Here is an 18,179-nt window from a genome sequence, read left to right on the forward strand (position 1 = left end):
TTTCACGGCGTTGGGCGTTGATGCCGCAGCCCCATGACATAAGTGGCGCTGATTGCCCTGTCGTCACCCAGCATGGAAAGCGCGAAAAGCAGATCTGACACCGTTTCGGCCCGTTTCGCACGTTGCGCCATAAGGGGCGTCGCATAAGGGTCCATCACGCAAAGATCAGCCTCGAGCCCGGGCTCCACCTGGCCGATCTGATGCTGAAGACCCAGCGCCCGTGCTGCGCCGACTGTTGCCAGCCAGTAGGCCTGCACCGGATGCAGACTCGTTCCATGTGACTGTGCAGCGCAATAGGAATCATTCATCACGCGCAGCATGGAGAGGCTGTTTCCGCCGCCAATATCGGTGCCCAGCCCAACATGCACACGCCGGTCGGGGCGCATGGCATCGAACAGGCGAAAGGCGCCACTGCCCAGAAACGCGTTTGAGGTCGGACAATGCGCCAGGGTGCAGCCCGCATGGGCGCAACGCGTCAGGTCCTGCTCATTTACATGGACAGCATGGCCGAAAATGCTGCGCGGTCGGACAAGCCCTGCCTTGTCATAGACATCCAAATAGCCTGTACGATGAGGGAAGAGGGACCGGACCCATTCTTCCTCGCGCAGTGTTTCCAGAAGATGCGTCTGCATGAACAGATCGGGCGCCGTATCGAGGAGGGCTCCTGCCAGATCAAGCTGGGCCTCGGTGCTGGTTGGGGCAAAGCGCGGCGTTACGGCATAGAGCTGACGGCCACGACCATGCCATTTGTCGATCAGGCGCTGGGACTCGTCATAACCGTCCTGAGCCGTATCACGCAGGTAATCTGGCGCATTGCGGTCCATGAGAACCTTGCCGGCGATCATACGCGTATTGCGTCGCGTTGACTCGCTGAAGAAGGCCTCGACCGACTCAGGATGAACCGTGCAGTAAACTGCTGCCGTTGTCGTGCCCTGGTCCAGAAGATTGTCGAGAAAATCCGAGGCGACGCGCTGGGCATAGGCCTGCTCGGCGAAGCGGCGTTCCTCAGGAAAGACGTAGCGTTCGAGCCAGGTGAGCAATTGCTCGCCATAGGACGCAATGACCCCGAGTTGCGGATAATGCACGTGCGTATCGATGAAGCCTGGCCCGATCAGGCTGCCGCGATGGTCGATGACCGCGCTGTTGTCTTTGAGCCCTGGCGCCAGCTGACCATAGGGCCCAACAGCACTGATGCGGCCATTCTCGATGATCACCAGACCATCCGTGTCGAAACTCAGAGCGTCATCCGGGGGCATATCGAACGGATTGCCGACAAAGCGCAGAACGGTCCCGCGCAGGGCGAGGCGGGGCGTGGGAGGGCAGGAGTCTGGGATAGCTGAAGCAGGTTGCACAGGGCTCATTTGACCTCTTCGAGGAGCTCTCGGCTAGTGAAAGCCTGTGTCTCATCCAGAAAGGCCGCGTTGGCAACGAGTTCGTCGCGAATCACCACGAGATAGGAAATGCCGCGAATAAGTTCGAGGCGTGTCACGAGGTCGGTTTCGGTTCGGTCGAGCGCACGCAGGCGACGCACTGCGGCGGCGGCAACACGCGCAGGGCGGTCGTGGCGGTCGCGCGTATATTCCATACGGTCGAGCAGCAATTCGATAGGGCGCCGGGCTGTAACGGGCAGATGCTCGCGGTCAAGCAGTGTGCGCAGCCGGATGGCGTTGAGACCGATGGTCATGATGGCAAGCGTGCCTTGCAGATAGCTCTCGACGATGGGAAGGGGCGAAGGGCCTGCATGGCGGATCAATCGGGCAAATCGATCGATATTGCGCCCGATCCATTGTCGTGTTTCCGGCGCCTTGCGCAGATGGCAGAGATTGCGCAGCTCCCCCAACATCTGCCGCCGCAGCCGCAGCCGCTCGGCCTGCGGGCTGAAAGGCAGAAAGGTATGAAAGACCAGCACAGCGGCGCAGGCAGCCATGAGGGTGCCCATGGCACCGTTATAGAAGGCAATCTCATCGAGGCGGTGGTGATTCTGGACATTCACCATGCTGGGCATGAGCAGGCCGTAAGCGGCGGCGGCACCTGCCGTGGCGACGTTGGCGCGCGCCAGCCCACCAATGAACATGGCAGGTCCGAATGCCATGATGAACATCTCGTAGGTGTCGAATTTCGGCACGAAGATGAAGGTGAGGATACCCCCGGCGATAACTGACCAGATCGTTCCCTTGAGAAAGGCTGTTGTGCCTAGAACCGGATTTTCCTGCGTGGCAAACAGACCGCAGATAAGAGATGTCATCGAGATGAAGCCGGTGCCGTTCGGCCATGCGGTGACTTCCCACACAAGGGCCGTGAAAAGAATGGCCGCCATCACACGCAGGCCGTTATTGATGGCGTTGCGCGGATCGTGATGGGTTTGCAGCCTGAAGTGAAACCGGTCGCGCGGAATCAGATGGGTGCTGGCATCATATTCGATGATCGCGATTTCAAGATCGTTGAGCAATTCACCAAGCGCGACATGCAACACCCGTTCGTCCACCGGGCCAAGATCCGGCAGGTCGCTGTGATCCGGCCTTATGAACGGTGCGGCATGGACGCGACATTCCTCGATCAGCAGATGGAGGTCGGCCAGAATACCCTGAACGGGTTCCGCATCGCGCAGGCGTGCTTCGAGTCCACGAAGGAAGAGTTGCGCATGGTGCGAGGTTTCATGAAAACTGCCGTGGCTGTGAGCAAGGGCCGCGAGGCGGGCCGCCATACCAAAGCCTCGGGAAAGCAGGATGGAGACGGCAGCTAGGGCAGCACGGGCGTGGTCGCCCTCATGCCCATGAGGCCCCATCTCGATTTCAGCGAATTCGATCTCGCTGTTCAGGCGCAGGATCGTGGCAAACAGCTCACGCGCCTTGCGTTGGGTCGTGGCGGCGTCGGAGAGGATGTCAGCGATGGAGAGCGAGACGAGGGAGAGCGCAGTCTGAAGCTTGGTGCGCACCGCCTGTCGGGCCTGTCGCTCCTGACTGGTGGCAAAGACGAGGCCCATACCTGCCTCGCAGATCACGCCGAGCGCGATATAGGTCGAGCGTGACACCGCGATCATGAAAACGTTCTCGGGGTCGTAAACCGCGCCCATCGCGATGATGGCGCAGGTATAGCCTGACAGGACGAGCGCATAGGCGCGAAAATTGCTCACGAAGGTGGCCAGCCCCGCGCAGAGCCCCATCCAGAGTGCGAGTGTCAGGAAAAACAGGAGCGGCTGTTGCGGAAAAACCGTGAACAGGCCGATTGCCGCCATCGCACCGATTACTGTCCCCACAATACGCCATCGCGCCTTGGAGAGACTCTCGCCACGGGTGCCCTGTGCCACGGCCCAGACGGTCATGGTGGCCCAGATCGGGCTGTCGAGTTCCATCCACATGGCGATGCCGAGTGCCAGGAGCGCTGCGATTGTATTGCGTAGCGCAAACTCTACCGATTGAGCGGAAGGGGCGAACAGCCAGGCCCATCGGTCACGCTTGAGGGTGTAAGGCAGGCGTAGCGATATCTTTTCTGCCAAGCGCTTTTTGCCGCCTGAACGACCGGTTTTGAGAAAAGAGTGTGTGAACAGGCGCAAGGAGACGGAACCGGTTTGTGAGCAATCGAAAGGCCACAGCGTAGCCATCGCTCCATGATGGCAGCGCCCCCCCGGGAAGGAAAGCGTGCCGGAACATGTCGCACCTAAAGAATCAGTAACAGATGCGCCGACTATCCCGATTTCCTTCCTGCGATGAAGAAGTCGGGGGCTGAGGCGCGGTCCCCGTGCGGCCACTCAGGCAGAGCAGGATATGACGATGGAAATCACCAAATAGTTAACAGGCGTTATTTTTCGTTTTTGTCCGACTTTGCTGATCGCGGTCTGCTCCCCGGCGGTCGCAGAAGGAACGCCTGTATCTGAGTTCAGAGACAGGATTCTTCAGTCAACCGGCACGACAGAGGCGATATCTATGAGTAACCAACTGTAATGGAGAAGAATCGATCATGACGTTCGCGCGTTGTCGCGGTATTGCCATTGTGGGCTAGCCTGACGACGTTCATGGTTTTCGCAAGGATTCTTTGCGTTGAATACCGTTTCATGTGGGCTGAACGGGTATCGATGCCTCCCGGAATGGGGCAACGCGAAAGGAAGGAAGAAGAAAACACAGCGTTAATTATTCGACAATTGCCTGGGGCGGCTGATTGAAAAAATGTGATATAAAAAAATACGGGTGATTTTCCCTAATTTATCAAAAACTTTACAAAGTTCTACTAGGCTGTTTTCACGTGTGTTGACGTGTGCATCGAAAAACGAACGTCGAAAAGATTTTTGTGAGAACTTTCTTCTTGTGCCGAAGTTGGAAACACTGTCTTGTCAGTTTGATTTTAACGAGATTGGATTGGAAGTATAAAAAACAAAAGATAAATCGTTAAACCTATTTACCTTGTAAAACTGATGCGATAAAAGATCCGGTTAAAAGAGTTAAACTTCAACAAAGAGAAAATAAATGTCAGAGTCAGAAACCAACGTCGCCCTGCTAGAGTTGACCGCTCAGATCGTTTCCTCTCACGTTGCCAACAATTCGATGGCTGGCGATGACCTGCCCGGTATGATCAAGCAAGTATACAACGCTCTGCAGGGTGCTGGTCAGGCTGACCCCGAGCCGGAGCGTCCGCAGCCTGCCGTGCCGATCAAGCGCTCTGTTTTCCCCGACTATATTGTCTGCCTTGAAGACGGTAAGAAGCTGAAGATGCTCAAGCGCCACCTGCAGAGCGCTTATGGCATGACGCCGGAGCAGTATCGCGAGCGCTGGGGTCTTCCGAGCGATTACCCGCTGGTTGCCCCGAATTACGCGGAGCGTCGTTCGCATCTTGCTCGTGAGATCGGGCTTGGCCGCAAGATCAATGCCGGTGCCGATGCAGCATCGCGCGCTCCCGCAGAGGAGAGCAGCGAAGGTGAAGAGCGTCCGGCCCGTCGTGGACGTGCAAAAAAGGCCTGATCTCTGGATTTACCCAGTAGACGCGCTTTGAAAGGCAACCCATCCTGCGATGGGTTGCCTTTTTTATTTGCGTGATGGGAAACAAGACCGATGACGGCGTTCAATCGCACGGATGACGATACCGGAGCCGCTCTGCTGCGCCAGCGGAGACGCCTTCTGCTCTGGCGCGGTATTGCTGTCGCGGCCTTGATCTTAACGATGCTGGTGCTCTTTATGCCGCGCAGGCCCCATGCACCACGCGACGCGATTGCGCGTCTCGAGATCACGGGTGTTATAGGCAACAGGGTCAGGCCGACTGTGGAAGCCATCGAGCGTGCCGGGCGTGATCCGCATATCAAGGGAATGTTGCTTGTCATTGACAGTCCGGGGGGCGGTGTGACTGGCGGTGAGGCGCTCCACGACGCCATTGCTCGCTTTGCCAGTCGCAAGCCGGTCGCCGTTTCGATGCAGGGTCTTGCGGCCTCGGCGGGTTACATGATTGCCGTCCCCGCCCAGCGGCTCTTTGCCTATCCCTCTTCCATCACCGGTTCGATCGGGGTCATCATGATGCGCCCCGATGCCTCCGTGTTGCTCGACCGCCTTGGCGTGAAGGCCGAGAGCATCACCTCCGGCCCCATGAAGGATCAGTCGCAGCCTTTCACCGCGCTCAAGCCTGAGGGACGGCAGATGCTCCAGGGGATCGTTGACGATCTGTTTGATCAGTTTGTCCTGATGGTCGCCAAGGGGCGTCATCGCCCCATAGAGGAAATACGCCAGCTGGCTGACGGGCGGCCCTATACCGGGCGCCAGGCTGTTGCGCTCCATCTGATTGATCAGATTGGTGATGAGGATCAGGCCGCTACGTGGTTGCACGGCCAGATCAAGGACGGCAAGGATCTGCCAGTCAGGAAGCTCGCCATCAAGAAACCGGATCGTACGATGTGGGAGCGTCTCTATCATCGCTTCGGCGGTTCGTTGTTTGCCTGGCCCGAAGCAATCGACAAGGTCATGGCCTATCAGAGTCTTGACGGTGCAGTCTCGATTTTGCCACGGTAAGAACTGAGCGTTGTCGGGCGTATCGGACGATCCGCCCTCCTGTTACCGAGAGTTTGCAGAGCCCCTGATGACAAAATCCGAACTCATTGCCGAACTCTCGGCGGCGCATCCTCATCTCGGTGCCCGTCATATCGAGTTGATTGTCCAGACCATCCTCTCCGAAATTTCCGGCGCTCTCGCGCGGGGGGATCGGGTCGAGATCCGTGGCTTTGGCGCTTTCGTGGTCAAGAAGCGCGATGCCCGTCAGGGACGCAATCCGCGCACGGGCTCTGCTGTATCTGTAGAGGAAAAGACCATCCCGTTCTTCAAGGCTGGCAAGGAATTGCGCGAGCGCGTGAACGCCCACGCGACCCGACGCGGCTGAGCACGCGCGTTGAGTAAAAGGCGAGAATAGGCTGTCGCATTGACGCGCAGCCCAGGCAGGTCAGCATAATTTTCGGCCGGATCGGGCAGGAACCTGCCCAACGATCTTTAGACGATTGATCCGAAAGCTATCCTTGCAGAAGCACGAGCCAGGACTCGGCTGCGTGTTCCAACTATCGAGCAGTCGCTCTCAGTGCTTTCCTGCCTGGATCTCACTCAGCAGGAAGTCGCGAAGTACTGTTATCCGCTTCGACATCTTCAGTTCTTCAGGATAGACGAAGAAGGCTTCAACAGTCGGTATCGGCTCATGGTCGAGAATACGGATCAGTTCCGGATGCGCCTGAGCCAGATAGGTGGGGACCGATCCGATTCCGGCACCTTTTGCGATGGCCGTCGCGATGGCCGGGAAGCTGTTGATTTCCAGCTTGTTGCGAACTGACCCATGACACTGCCGGCGAACCAGTTCGAGCAGCCAGAAGGCATCGGGGAGGGGAGGTGACATACCAGCGAACCCGACCAGATGATGCTGGCCGAGCTCTGCAATACTGTTCGGGACACCGTGCTGGTCCAGATAGGCCTGACTGGAATAGATAGGCATCGCGAAATTGGCCAGATGACGCTGGATCAGATCGGCCTGCCTGGGGGGATGCATACGTATGGCGACGTCGGCCTCACGCATCCCGAGGTCGAGGTCCGTATCCTCCATGATCAGACTCACCTCGATATCGGGGTGAAGCGCCAGAAAACGTTGGAGTTTGGGGGCCAGCCAGCCGAGGCCAAACCCCGACGTTGTGGTGATCTTGAGCTCGCCCTTGGCCTTGACCTTGCTCTCGCTCAGATAGGCCTGTGTCAGGGAGAGTTTCGAGAACACTTCCCGGACGGTGTGGTTGAGTGTCTCGCCTTGCTCGGTCAGGATCAGGCCGCGGGCATGGCGATGAAAAAGCGGGACGTTCAGCGTCTCTTCAAGAGCCGAAATCTGCCGGGAAACAGCCGACTGGCTCAAATTGAGCCGGTCACCGGCGTGGGTAAACGAACCCGCCTCGGCAACCGCATGGAATATTCGCAATTTGTCCCAGTCCATGCGGCTTTCCTAGAGCTCGTCCCCGACCACGTCAGAAAAAGAGCGCGAGCGGGCGGATTTCCCGGTCACGTGCCTGGCGGTCATCAAATGTTGATCACTATGACTTGGCAGCATTCTTAGGCCCTGCCAAGTCATTTTATGCAGCAACTCTTACGGAAGAATAACGATCGAAATGTCAGGACAGTCCAGCCAGAAGATGCTCGGCTTCGAGGGCTGCCATACACCCGGTGCCAGCAGCCGTAATCGCCTGCCTGAATTTCTTGTCCTGCACATCGCCAGCGGCAAACACGCCTTCGACTGAGGTTTTTGTGCTGCCGGGCACTGTGACAATGTAGCCCTCCGAATCACACTCCAGCGTTTCACGGAAGGGCCCGGTATTGGGGCTGTGGCCAATCGCCACGAACACGCCATCGACATCCAGGGTCTGTTCGCTGCCATCGAGCGTGTTGCGCAGGCGCACGCCACAAACGGTCTCTGGCTTGCCAGCACCGAGAATTTCCCCGACCGCGTTATTCCAGAGCACCGTGATCTTGGAATTGGCAAAAAGACGGTCCTGGAGGATGCGTTCTGCGCGCAAGCTGTCGCGTCGATGAACCAGCGTCACATGGTCGGCGTGGTGCGTGAGGTAGAGCGCCTCTTCGACCGCCGTGTTTCCGCCACCGATCACGGCCACTTTCTTGCCACGATAGAAGAACCCGTCGCAGGTGGCGCAAGCCGAGACGCCACCGCTCTGCAGTCTGGCTTCGGAGGGCAGGCCAAGCCATTTCGCCTGGGCCCCGGTGGCGATGACAACAGTGCGTGCCAGATATTCCGCGCCGGAATCCGCCTTCAGACGAAAATAGCCATCATCGGTTTTTTCGTTGAAGGCACATTCCGTGATCAGGTCGTAATGCATCTCGGTGCCGACATGCTCGGCCTGCAGGCGCATCTGCTCCACAAGCCAGGGACCCTGAACCGGCTCGGCAAAGCCGGGGTAGTTTTCAACATCGGTGGTAATGGTGAGTTGGCCGCCCGGCTGCAGCCCGGCCACAAGAATCGGTTTGAGATTGGCACGCGCTGCGTAAATCGCTGCGGTATAGCCTGCCGGGCCTGCGCCAATAACAAGCAGATCAGTCCTGAAACTCTGGCTCACTGGAAATGTCCTTGAACTGGTGTTCGTTTAATCATTGGTCATTGATCATCCGGCAGAGTGTTGATGCACCATGCCGAAGTGACAAGACAATTGCGAAGAGACATGGCTCTCGGGTCAGGATGCAGATATAGGTGATGATGCGCGCCTGCCAACCGACTAGTTTTGCCCGACCCTCACGGTGACGATGACTGACAACGATCCTGACGACCACTTCCCCCACAACGCTGCTCCTCACGACGCTACGGCGCGAGTCGAGTCACTGTCGGCAGGTCTCTCCCCGGGATCGTCCAGCGCGACGATCGTCGATCTGGATTCGATCGACCGTCAGATCGTGGCCGAGTTGCAGCGCGACGGCCGTATGACCAATGTCGAGCTGGCGCGACGCACGGGCATCTCGGCACCGCCCTGCCTGCGACGTGTCCGACGTCTCGAGGAAATCGGGGTCATTGAAGGCTATCATGCAGATGTGGATGCCTCCCGGCTCGGCTGGTCGCTGACATTCTTCGCGCTGATCGGGCTCGAGAGCCAGAAGGGCAGTGTGCTGGAAGCTTTCGAGCGCGAAGTCGCAGGCTGGGCCGAAGTGCGTGAGTGTCACATGATCCGGGGCGGCGGCGATTTTCTCGTGCGCCTCGTGGCCCGTGATGCTGCGCATCAGAACTACCTGACGAAACGCCTGACGGATCTGGATCACGTGGTGCGCGTGCAAACGTTGCAAACCATACGCACCAGTCTGAACAGGGCCGGCGTTCCGGTATGATGTCCCCGCTTCCGGCGGATCTGACCCTCGTCATTCCTTGCTATAACGAAGCCGCCAATGTGGCCCCCCTGATCGAGGGGGTGCGTCGCGCGCTTGAGGGCATGCGCTGGGAAGTCGTCTTTGTTGACGATGACTCGCCTGATGGGACGTCGAAAGCGGTCGAGAAAGCCGCGCAGGAAGATCCCCGTATCCGCCTGATCCGCCGTGTCGGGCGCCGGGGGCTTTCCTCTGCGGTGATCGAGGGCGCGTTGTCCTCCACATCGCCCGTTATCGCGGTGATGGACGGCGACTTGCAGCATGATGAAGGCATCCTGCGCGATCTGGTTACGCCGTTGCTTGAAAACCATGCCGATATCGCTGTCGCCAGCCGCCATGTAGAGGGTGGGGATAGCAGCGGCCTGGCTAATCGGTGGCGGCATATGCTGTCGCAGGCCGGGATAAGGTTGTCGCAATCACTGCTGCCTATGCCGCTCTCCGATCCGATGAGCGGTTTCTTCGCGGTCAGACGGCCGATATTCGAACAGGCTGTTCCGAAACTTACCGGGACGGGCTTCAAGATCCTGCTCGAGATCGTCCTCTCCGTGCCGCGTCAGGCGCGGCTCATTGAAGTGCCCTTCGTGTTTCGTCCGCGTGTATCGGGTGAGAGCAAGCTCAGTCCGCTGGTCATGGTGCAGTTTCTGGGCATGCTGATCGAGCGTGCCTTTGGTGGATGGCTGCCGACACGCTTCATCATTTTTGCAGCTGTTGGGCTGATCGGGATTGCGGTCAACCTGTTCATCTCGGAACTCGCGCGTTTCTCCGGGGCTGGTTTTCAGGTGAGTCAGATACTCGGTACGGCCTGCGCCATTCTTGCAAACTTCCAGTTGAACAATCGTATCACCTATCTCGATCGCCCCCTGCGCGGTCGCCGTTGGCTGCCGGGACTGTGTATCTTCGTCATTGGCGCCACCATCGGGGCTTTCGGTAATATCGGCGTTGCCGAACTGATTTATGACACGCATGGGCACTGGAGTCGTGCCAGCGCGGCTGGCGCAGTGATTGGTGTGGTCTGGAATTATGCGATTGCCTCTACCCTCGTCTGGCGCTGAGTCGGCTCCCCCCGCCAGAGGGGAAACGAGGGAGCTCGTCGCCCTGTTCTGGGGTGTCCTGCTTGTCCTGACCCTCCTGCGCATCGGTCTGGCTGCCACATTAGGAGTCTCACCAGACGAGGCCTATTACTGGACGTGGTCGCGCCATCTTCAGGCGGGTTACCTCGATCATCCGCCCATGATCGCCCTATGGATCAGGCTTGGCACAGCCTTGTTCGGAGATAGTGCTTTCGGGATCAGGGTACTCGGCCCTATCTCGGCGTTGCTTGGTTCGATCGTACTGGTCCGCGCCGGACGCGATCTTCTCGGAGGTGTTCAGGCCGGGTATCGTGCCTCCCTGCTGCTCAACGCGACACTTATGCTTGGCCTCGGGGCCGCCACAGCGACGCCAGATACACCGCTGGTTTTTTTCCTGACGCTTACTCTATGGGCCCTGGGGCGCCTGATCGTCACGGGGCAGCCGCGTTGGTGGCTGGCAACAGGACTGTTTTTTGGCCTGGCCTTTGACAGTAAATACACCGCTGTCTTGCCCGCTTTTGCCTGTGGGCTCTGGGTACTGGCAACGCCCGCACAACGCCGTCACTGGCTCTGGCTTGTTGGTGGAGCCGTCATCGGGCTTGCGACCATCCTCCCCGTATTGGCGTGGAACGCAGCGCATCACTGGGCCAGCTTTCTGAAGCAGGGTGGCCGGGCTGGCGACTGGCACCCACTTAAGGCGGTCAACTTTCTTGCGGAACTGGCTGGAGGTCAGATCGGTCTGGCTACGCCGCTGGTTTTCCTGCTTTTCTGCATCGGGATTATCTGGTGCCTCAAACGCGCAGGGCGCGAACCAGTGGCGCGCCTTCTGGCCTGTCTGTGCATCGTGCCGGTTGCCGTTTTCGTTCAGCATGCTTTTGGAGGGCGGGTGCAGGCCAACTGGCCGGTAGTGATCTATCCTGCAGCAGCTCTTGCGGCTGCTGCAACGCATCGGCGCATCGGTTATGCCTGCGCCCTCGGTCTTGCGATCACCGCGCTTATCAGCCTTCAGGGTATGGTCGCGCCGCTCCATCTCTCGGCGCATCACGATGTCATCGCCCGCCAGACTGCGGACTGGTCCGGGCTGGCACACAGGGTGCAGGGAGAGGTCTCACCGGGGCATAGCCTCGTTGTGGGCGATTATGCCCTGGCCGCCATCATGCGCTACGAGACGCCCGATCAGCCGATATACAGCTATGACAACCGCTGGGGTTTTCTTGGCGGACACGACGCGCATGACCACGCCTATCCGGGGCCCAAAGCGCAATTGCTGCTACGCGAGAGCGAAAAGCCGGATCTTCCCTCAGCGTGGCTCGGCGCGGCTGAAACGGGCCGTTTCTGTCGCCTGCTGCGCGGCCAGCCGATCATCTGCTACCGTCTGATCAATCTGAACCTACCGGCCGGGACAGCAATGTACCGGCTACCTTGAGACTTTACCCATCGGGTTGTTTTTTTTTGGATCAGTCCCCCCTAGGCCACAATGTCCGGGCTTTCTGACCGAATCATCGCATGTGGGGTAGAAATGGCCGCCCCGACATTCGCAGTCCTGAAGCTGTGTCAGGTCCTTTCCATCATGTAACGGTATGCTTTAGGCTGCCTGTGATTTGCATGAAGGAAATGGCTCATGAAGCGCATCTTGATGGCGATGACCTCGCTTGTCTGCACGACCCTCCTACCTCCCGTGGTCGGTCAGGCCCTCGCCCAGACGGGGGTAACGGCTGAGCCCTCAGGTAAGGATGTGCCGTCCCGCGCTGTACTGGAGCAGGTTCAGGGGCAGCAGGCGCTCGATTGGGTCAAGGCCCAGAACAGCCGTAGCGCAGGGCTCCTGCAGTCCGATAAGCGCTATCAGAAATTCTACGATGATGTGCTTGCGGTCGAGCAGGCGCCGGGACGCCTGACCCTACCCGAGCAATCGGGAGGCAAGTTGTGGAATTACTGGCAGGATGCCAACCACCCAAAGGGAATTTGGCGGGTAACCTCGCCAGATTCTCTCGCCAAGGCGGAGCCTGACTGGACGACGATGCTCGACATCGACGCCCTGTCACGCGATGAAAAGCACGACTGGGTATTCCAGGGCGCGGATTGCCTCGAGCCCGATGCAACGCGCTGCCTCGTCACGCTGTCGCTCTCGGGTGAAGACGCTGCCTCTTACCGCGAGTTCGACACAAAGACGCGTCGTTTCGTGCCCGATGGCTTCAATCTTCCCCACTCCAAGCAGCGAGTGGCGTGGCTCGACCGCGACACGCTTCTGGTATCGCGCGACTGGGGGGCGGGCTCCATGACGCACTCAGGCTATCCGTTCAGCGTGCGTCTCGTGAAAAGGGGTGAACCTCTCTCGGCAGCGAGGGAGATCTATCGCGGGCAGGAAAGCGACATGATTGTCGAGCCCGAGGTGCTGCATGACGAGACCGGCGAGCGTATCGCCATCATTCAGCGTAATCTTGACTTTTTCCGCAGTGAATATCGTGTTTATGACCCTGCCACCGGGACGCTGCGACAGATCGCCCTGCCTGAGAAGATCGGTTATCTCGGCTTCTATGCCGGCAAGCTGATCATACGCCTCGATCAGGACTGGAATGTTGGCGGGCACTTCTCTCGTGGCAGCATTGTCGCTGTCGACCCTGCAGCATCCAACAAAGCGCCAGCTCTGGTTTTCAAGCCCGAGGCCAGCGAAACGACAACCGATATCGGCGTTACGTCCAAAGGGATTATCGCGGTGGTTTATCGCGATGTGCATCCTTCCGTGCGGCTTTACACGCCCTCTGCAAAAGAGAGCGGCTGGCAGGAGAAGTACTACGTCCTGCCACGCATGAGTTCAGCGACCCTGCAATCGTCGTCAGCTTCTGTCAGCTACGCGTATCTCAAGGTTGAGGGCTATATCATCCCGCCTGAACTCTGGAGTTTCGATACCGACACGGGCAAGTCCCAGAAGGTCAAGACAACCCCGGCACTGTTCGATACCAAGGGGCTGCGAACCGAGCAGTTTTGGGCAAAATCGAGTGATGGTGTCGATATCCCCTATTTCGTGACCCATCGCCGGGACTGGAAGCTGGACGGACATAACCCCGTGCTGTTCACCGCTTATGGTGGTTTCGATCTCTCCTACCTGCCGACCTATTATGCCGATATCGGCAAGACCTGGCTGGAGCGTGGCGGCGTTTATGTGGTCGGCAATATTCGCGGCGGCGGTGAGTTCGGCCCAGCTTGGCACGAGGCGGGGATGAAATCGGGCCGTCAGCATGCCTATGACGATTTTGCGGCGATTGGGCGCGATCTGGCCAAACGCGAGATTGCTGATCGCGAGCACCTTGCCATACGCGGGCGCTCAAATGGTGGCCTGTTGATGGGGGTGGAATTTACCCAGCATCCGGAACTATGGAAGGCCGTCATCATCGGTGTGCCGCTGCTGGATATGGAGAATTTCGAGACGATGGCGGCTGGCGCGTCCTGGGCTGCGGAGTACGGCCATATGAGCGTGCCGCAGGAGCGCAAATTTCTTGAGGGAATATCGCCGTTGCAGCATTTGAAGAAAGACGTGTCCTACCCGGTACCGTTCATCTTCACCTCAACCAAGGATGATCGCGTGGGCCCTGTTCACGCGCGTCTGTTCGCCGCCCGTCTGCAGGAACTAGGCAAGCCGTTCTACTATTATGAAGACACGGAAGGCGGTCATGCCGGGACAGTCAACGCCCGGGAAATTGCTCATGAGCGGGCATTGGAGGCCGTCTACCTGTCAAAAAGCCTCATGGATCAGGACCCCGCCTTCAAATACTGAGAGCCTGATACCTGCCCAGTGCTCGCACCTGCGGCAGGTATCACCCACAGGTGACAGGCGAGGGAAGTTCTCTCTCGCCAAGGGCTTTTTGCAGGGAAGCTGGCCAGCATCGGGAAACAGCGTGGCGAAAGTCGATGCAGGGCGATAACTGCCCCCGGGAAGCAGGCACAAAAAAACCGCCGTGAAAACGGCGGTTGTTCTGTTTGCCGGTTCGGCAGGCTGATCAGAAGCCTTCACGCTCCAGGCGCTTGCGCTCCATCTTGCGTGCACGACGAACCGCTTCGGCCGCTTCACGAGCGCGACGCTCGGAGGGCTTTTCGAAGTGGCGACGCAGCTTCATCTCGCGGAAAACGCCTTCGCGCTGCATCTTTTTCTTGAGCGCCTTGAGCGCCTGATCAACATTGTTGTCACGAACCAGAACCTGCACGGGTCTGCCATCTCCTGTCCGACCATGAAGATCATGGTCTGTTTGTAAATGCGATGCCAGGAACGCGATACCGATGGCAGAGCGTTCCAGAGAGGCCAGCGCCTTAGCACAGGTTTTGAAGGGGACACAAACGGTTTGAGCAGTATCGCCCGAAAATTATTCATGTCACCATGCGACAGGAGGCGGGAACTATTCCCGCGAATAGAAGGCTGTGTGCAGAAATGGCGTTGCTGAAAATTGCGCGTATGGGGCATCCGGTATTGCTTCAGCGAGCGCAACCGATTGAAGACGCTCATTCTTTATCGGTCAGACAACTGGTTTCAGACATGATCGAAACGATGCTTGATTCGCGCGGCGCCGGGCTCGCCGCCCCACAGGTTCACAAATCATTGCGCTTGTTCGTTTATCATGTGCCTGAGGGGCGATGCGGCCCCAATGAGGCGCCGATTCCACCGCGTGTGCTGATCAATCCCGAAATCATGCCTCTGGGCGAGGAGATGATGCAGTGCGCGGAAGGATGTCTTTCTCTCCCGCTATTACGGGGTGTCGTGCCACGCCACGCTGCCATCGCCTATCGTGGTCTGGATCTTGATGGCTCGGTAATTCAGGGAGAAGCGCGTGGGTTCCACGCCAACGTCCTGCAGCACGAATATGATCACCTTGATGGTATTCTCTACACCATGCGCATGACTGATTTCGCGAGCTTCGGCTATGCCGAGGAATTCGCCATACCTCGTGACAGTGAGGGCTAGTTGATGTCCGGCCTGCGTATGCAGCGAGATGCTCCTGGCCAAGCGCATCTCTACCTTCGTGAAGAACAGATCCGGCTCACCTACGAGGCCATGCTTCTGGCTTGGCGCGAACTGAGCGCAACCTGTGAACCACTCCAGCGTGACAACCAGTTAGGCTCGGCCCATCATAGGGTGATGTTTCTGGTTTCGACCCATCAAGGCCTGACCATGAGCGCGCTGCTGCGACGTCTGAATATCACCAAGCAAAGTCTCAACCGCGTCCTGCAGGAACTCATGGCCCGCGGTCTGATCGAGCAACGCGCTGATGAGCATGACAGGAGACTCAAGCATCTCCATCTGACGCCGCAAGGGGCGTCCATCGAAGAGGAGATCTTTGTGGCCCTGCGTGACCGCATGACGCTGGCCTATCGTGCTGCCGGAGGGCAGGCTGTCGAGGGGTTCAGGCGCGTGCTGGCCACCCTTCAAGGCGAAGGCGGCGTACCATGACCGGAATGCCGGATATGAGGGCAGGAAAGGCGTCAGACGCGGTGCCGGGCAAGACGAGTGATACGACGATATCCGGGGGTGGTATGGGCGAGACCAGATCAGCAGAGGGTAAATCGCAAGGGGGTGTCGGTCATGGTGCCCATATCCTTGTGGTGGATGATGACGCGCGCCTCCTTCGCCTGTTGCAGCGCTTTCTGACCGAGGCCGGGTTTCGTATCACCACGGCGGTTGATGCCGAGGCGGCGCGCAAGATCCTGGCTGTCACCCAGCCCGATGCGATGGTGGCGGATATCAACATGCCCGGTGAAGATGGCTTGAGCCTGACTCGCTGGCTGCGCGAAAACGGCCAGGTCTGGCCCATCATTCTTCTGACTGCCCGTGGCGAGCCTGCGGACCGTATAATCGGTCTCGAATCCGGCGCGGATGATTATCTGGGCAAGCCTTTCGAGCCGCGTGAGTTGCTGCTCAGGCTGCAGGCGCATCTGCGCCGCCATGTTCCACGCCCTATCGGCACGCCGCGCCTGCTACGGCTTGGGCGGCTCGAATTCGACACAGGTCGTGGGCTCCTTACCGGGCCGGAAGGTATTGTGCATCTTACAAGCGGCGAGGCAGCCCTGCTGGGTGTGCTGACCCGCGTACCGGGAGAAATCCTGTCGCGCGAGGCCATTGCAGAGGCACTGGGCATGGATGAGATTGGCGAACGTGCCGTCGATGTACAGGTTACGCGCCTGCGCCGCCGGATCGAGCCAGACCAGAAGGAGCCGCGCTTTCTTCAGACAGTCAGAGGCAAGGGTTATGTGCTGAAGCCGGGGAGCTGAGACTGGCATGAAAGCCGCCCGCATGCTTGAGCGCGTGGTTCGCCGGCTGTTGCCGCGCTCTTTTCAGGGCCGGTCGCTCCTGATCGTGCTCATGCCGCTACTGATCACCCAAATCGTGGCCTTGCAGCTCTTTTACGGCAACTACCTGAACGTCGTGTCGCGCCGTCTGGCCGACAGTGTGGTGTCGGATCTCGCCTATATCAGGGATTCGGTCGAGCATATGCCGGGGCAGCAGGACTGGATCCTGGATCAGGCCCGCTGGCGCACGCAGCTTGTAATCACCTTTCATCCCGGTGCACGGCTGACCGATGCACCTGCGCCTTTCGTGCTGGGCCCCATGGATGAGGACCTGACGAATGCAGTGCGTCGGGTGTTCGATGCCCCATGCTATATCGACTGGAACGCCACGAGACAGAGTGTCCGGCTTGATATTCCTCTACATGATGGCGTGCTTGAGGTGATCGTCCCGCGCAAGCGGCTGGATGTCGGGCCCATATGGCTGTTTGTGGCATGGGAGGTCGGAAGCGCCATCCTGCTCTTCATGGTCGCCGGTCTTTTCATCGGTCGGCAGGTTCGCGCTGTCAGGCGGCTGGCTAGGGCGGCAGAGAATTTCGGCCTGGGGCGCGATGACGGGCCGATTCACCCGCAGGGCGCGCTGGAGATACGCAAGGCTGCGCTCGCCTTCAATCGCATGCAGGCACGGGTGAACCGTTTTGTGACGCATCGGACGGCGGTTCTCGCTGGCGTTTCGCATGATTTGCGCACACCTCTGACGCGGCTGCGCCTGACGCTGGCCATGATGCCCGTCGAGGGCATGGTCGAGGCACAGGAGCTGCGTCCTGACATCGAGGATATGGTTGCCGACATTGCCGAGATGGAACGCCTGATTGGTAGTTATCTCTCCTTTGCCCGGGGGGAGGGCGAGGAGGATCCCGTTCCGACCGATCTGCTCGCACTGCTGCGCGATGTCGCGGCGGCAACGACGCGGGCTGGAGGCGATGTGCTTGCCATCCATGCCGAACAGAGCCTGACGGTGCCTGTGCGCCCGGATGCGATGCGCCGTGTATTGATCAATCTGGCGGAGAATGCGCGTCGCCATGGCGGGCGTATGATGTTCGCGCTGCGTCAGACCGGGCGCATGGTGGAAATTACCATCGACGATGACGGACCGGGTATTGCGCAATCACGACGTAAGGATGTGTTTCGGGCCTTCAGCAGCACGGCGGGCCCGGAGGGCGGAAGCGGGCTAGGCCTCACGATCGCGCGTGATATCATGGCCGCACATGGGGGGAGCGTGGTGCTGCGGAACAGTCCACTCGGTGGCCTTCGGGTCATGCTCAAACTGCCGCAATAGGGATCTTCTCCCCGCTGAGGCGCAATGCTGGGAGAGGGAGGCTCAAATCTGGTCCGGCGAAGAGCCCTTGCGCAACGAAAGGGCCCGGTCCCACAAGGGACGCCTCATGAAAAAACCGGCATCGCGTGAGGGCGAAGCCGGTTT

General features: G+C 59.1%; 16 protein-coding genes. 11 read left to right on the plus strand and 5 right to left on the minus strand.

Features of this window, described 5'->3' with window-relative positions; genetic code table 11:
* Positions 1-2: 2 nt before the first annotated feature.
* Together guaD and P5689_RS13215 are read right to left on the minus strand one after the other, a co-directional pair.
* Complete coding sequence (guaD, locus tag P5689_RS13210; protein WP_285533512.1) at positions 3-1,361, minus strand: guanine deaminase; 1,359 nt, start codon at positions 1,359-1,361, stop codon at positions 3-5.
* Positions 1,358-3,496 (minus strand): FUSC family protein, encoded by a 2,139-nt coding sequence (locus tag P5689_RS13215; protein WP_285533513.1) that lies wholly within the window; start codon positions 3,494-3,496, stop codon positions 1,358-1,360. Before P5689_RS13215 ends, guaD begins: the two co-directional genes overlap by 4 nt.
* Positions 3,497-4,460: 964 nt before the next feature.
* Here P5689_RS13215 and P5689_RS13220 point away from each other — a divergent pair.
* From P5689_RS13220 to P5689_RS13230, 3 genes are all read left to right on the plus strand, one after another.
* Positions 4,461-4,952 (plus strand): MucR family transcriptional regulator, encoded by a 492-nt coding sequence (locus tag P5689_RS13220; RefSeq protein ID WP_023977541.1) that lies wholly within the window; start codon positions 4,461-4,463, stop codon positions 4,950-4,952.
* A gap of 90 nt (positions 4,953-5,042) precedes the next feature.
* On the plus strand, positions 5,043-5,987 hold the full coding sequence (gene sppA, locus P5689_RS13225) for a signal peptide peptidase SppA (protein WP_285533514.1): 945 nt from the start codon (positions 5,043-5,045) through the stop codon (positions 5,985-5,987).
* Between the two features lie 67 nt (positions 5,988-6,054).
* Positions 6,055-6,351: an integration host factor subunit beta gene (locus P5689_RS13230; RefSeq protein WP_023977539.1), complete on the plus strand. Its 297-nt coding sequence runs from the start codon at positions 6,055-6,057 to the stop codon at positions 6,349-6,351.
* Positions 6,352-6,540: 189 nt separating this feature from the next.
* Here the strand turns inward: P5689_RS13230 and P5689_RS13235 are convergent, their stop codons facing one another.
* Both P5689_RS13235 and trxB read right to left on the minus strand, forming a co-directional pair.
* The gene (locus P5689_RS13235; protein WP_023977538.1) at positions 6,541-7,431 is read right to left on the minus strand and encodes a LysR family transcriptional regulator; all 891 of its coding nucleotides are present in this window, start codon (positions 7,429-7,431) and stop codon (positions 6,541-6,543) included.
* A gap of 175 nt (positions 7,432-7,606) precedes the next feature.
* Complete coding sequence (trxB, locus tag P5689_RS13240; protein ID WP_285533515.1) at positions 7,607-8,563, minus strand: thioredoxin-disulfide reductase; 957 nt, start codon at positions 8,561-8,563, stop codon at positions 7,607-7,609.
* Between the two features lie 259 nt (positions 8,564-8,822).
* Here trxB and P5689_RS13245 point away from each other — a divergent pair, with 259 nt between their 5' ends.
* From P5689_RS13245 to P5689_RS13260, 4 genes are all read left to right on the plus strand, one after another.
* Positions 8,823-9,320 (plus strand): Lrp/AsnC family transcriptional regulator, encoded by a 498-nt coding sequence (locus P5689_RS13245; protein ID WP_051395788.1) that lies wholly within the window; start codon positions 8,823-8,825, stop codon positions 9,318-9,320.
* Positions 9,317-10,408 (plus strand): glycosyltransferase family 2 protein, encoded by a 1,092-nt coding sequence (locus P5689_RS13250; RefSeq protein ID WP_285533516.1) that lies wholly within the window; start codon positions 9,317-9,319, stop codon positions 10,406-10,408. Before P5689_RS13245 ends, P5689_RS13250 begins: the two co-directional genes overlap by 4 nt.
* Entirely contained in the window at positions 10,377-11,852 is a 1,476-nt protein-coding gene (locus P5689_RS13255) for an ArnT family glycosyltransferase (RefSeq protein ID WP_408868548.1), read from the plus strand. The genes P5689_RS13250 and P5689_RS13255 overlap by 32 nt, the downstream gene beginning before the upstream one ends.
* A gap of 195 nt (positions 11,853-12,047) precedes the next feature.
* Positions 12,048-14,198: a prolyl oligopeptidase family serine peptidase gene (locus P5689_RS13260; protein ID WP_285533518.1), complete on the plus strand. Its 2,151-nt coding sequence runs from the start codon at positions 12,048-12,050 to the stop codon at positions 14,196-14,198.
* Positions 14,199-14,421: 223 nt separating this feature from the next.
* On the opposite strand, the gene rpsU is transcribed toward P5689_RS13260, so the two are convergent.
* Complete coding sequence (rpsU, locus tag P5689_RS13265; RefSeq protein ID WP_007283570.1) at positions 14,422-14,625, minus strand: 30S ribosomal protein S21; 204 nt, start codon at positions 14,623-14,625, stop codon at positions 14,422-14,424.
* A gap of 221 nt (positions 14,626-14,846) precedes the next feature.
* On the opposite strand from rpsU, the gene def reads away from it, so the two are divergent.
* From def to P5689_RS13285, 4 genes are all read left to right on the plus strand, one after another.
* On the plus strand, positions 14,847-15,377 hold the full coding sequence (gene def / locus P5689_RS13270; protein WP_023977532.1) for a peptide deformylase: 531 nt from the start codon (positions 14,847-14,849) through the stop codon (positions 15,375-15,377).
* A gap of 3 nt (positions 15,378-15,380) precedes the next feature.
* Positions 15,381-15,863, plus strand: a complete 483-nt coding sequence (locus P5689_RS13275; RefSeq protein WP_031239950.1) for a MarR family winged helix-turn-helix transcriptional regulator — start codon at positions 15,381-15,383, stop codon at positions 15,861-15,863.
* Positions 15,864-15,946: 83 nt separating this feature from the next.
* Entirely contained in the window at positions 15,947-16,681 is a 735-nt protein-coding gene (locus P5689_RS13280) for a response regulator (protein ID WP_023977530.1), read from the plus strand.
* A 7-nt stretch (positions 16,682-16,688) separates the two neighbouring features.
* A complete protein-coding gene (locus tag P5689_RS13285) occupies positions 16,689-18,035 on the plus strand; it encodes an ATP-binding protein (RefSeq protein ID WP_023977529.1) in 1,347 nt (448 codons plus the stop codon).
* Positions 18,036-18,179 lie beyond the last annotated feature (144 nt).

Source organism: Asaia sp. HumB (genome assembly GCF_030263835.1).
In the GTDB taxonomy this organism is placed as follows: Bacteria; Pseudomonadota; Alphaproteobacteria; order Acetobacterales; family Acetobacteraceae; genus Asaia; species Asaia bogorensis.

Coding starts and splice junctions, on each gene's coding strand:
- P5689_RS13255 (WP_408868548.1), top strand. CDS start 10,377: ATGCGATTGCCTCTACCCTCGTCTGGCGCTGAGTCGGCTCCCCCCGCC.
- sppA (WP_285533514.1), top strand. CDS start 5,043: ATGACGGCGTTCAATCGCACGGATGACGATACCGGAGCCGCTCTGCTG.
- P5689_RS13220 (WP_023977541.1), top strand. CDS start 4,461: ATGTCAGAGTCAGAAACCAACGTCGCCCTGCTAGAGTTGACCGCTCAG.
- P5689_RS13235 (WP_023977538.1), bottom strand. CDS start 7,431: ATGGACTGGGACAAATTGCGAATATTCCATGCGGTTGCCGAGGCGGGT.
- P5689_RS13275 (WP_031239950.1), top strand. CDS start 15,381: ATGTCCGGCCTGCGTATGCAGCGAGATGCTCCTGGCCAAGCGCATCTC.
- P5689_RS13285 (WP_023977529.1), top strand. CDS start 16,689: ATGAAAGCCGCCCGCATGCTTGAGCGCGTGGTTCGCCGGCTGTTGCCG.
- P5689_RS13280 (WP_023977530.1), top strand. CDS start 15,947: ATGGGCGAGACCAGATCAGCAGAGGGTAAATCGCAAGGGGGTGTCGGT.
- def (WP_023977532.1), top strand. CDS start 14,847: ATGGCGTTGCTGAAAATTGCGCGTATGGGGCATCCGGTATTGCTTCAG.
- P5689_RS13230 (WP_023977539.1), top strand. CDS start 6,055: ATGACAAAATCCGAACTCATTGCCGAACTCTCGGCGGCGCATCCTCAT.
- P5689_RS13250 (WP_285533516.1), top strand. CDS start 9,317: ATGATGTCCCCGCTTCCGGCGGATCTGACCCTCGTCATTCCTTGCTAT.
- P5689_RS13260 (WP_285533518.1), top strand. CDS start 12,048: ATGAAGCGCATCTTGATGGCGATGACCTCGCTTGTCTGCACGACCCTC.
- guaD (WP_285533512.1), bottom strand. CDS start 1,361: ATGAGCCCTGTGCAACCTGCTTCAGCTATCCCAGACTCCTGCCCTCCC.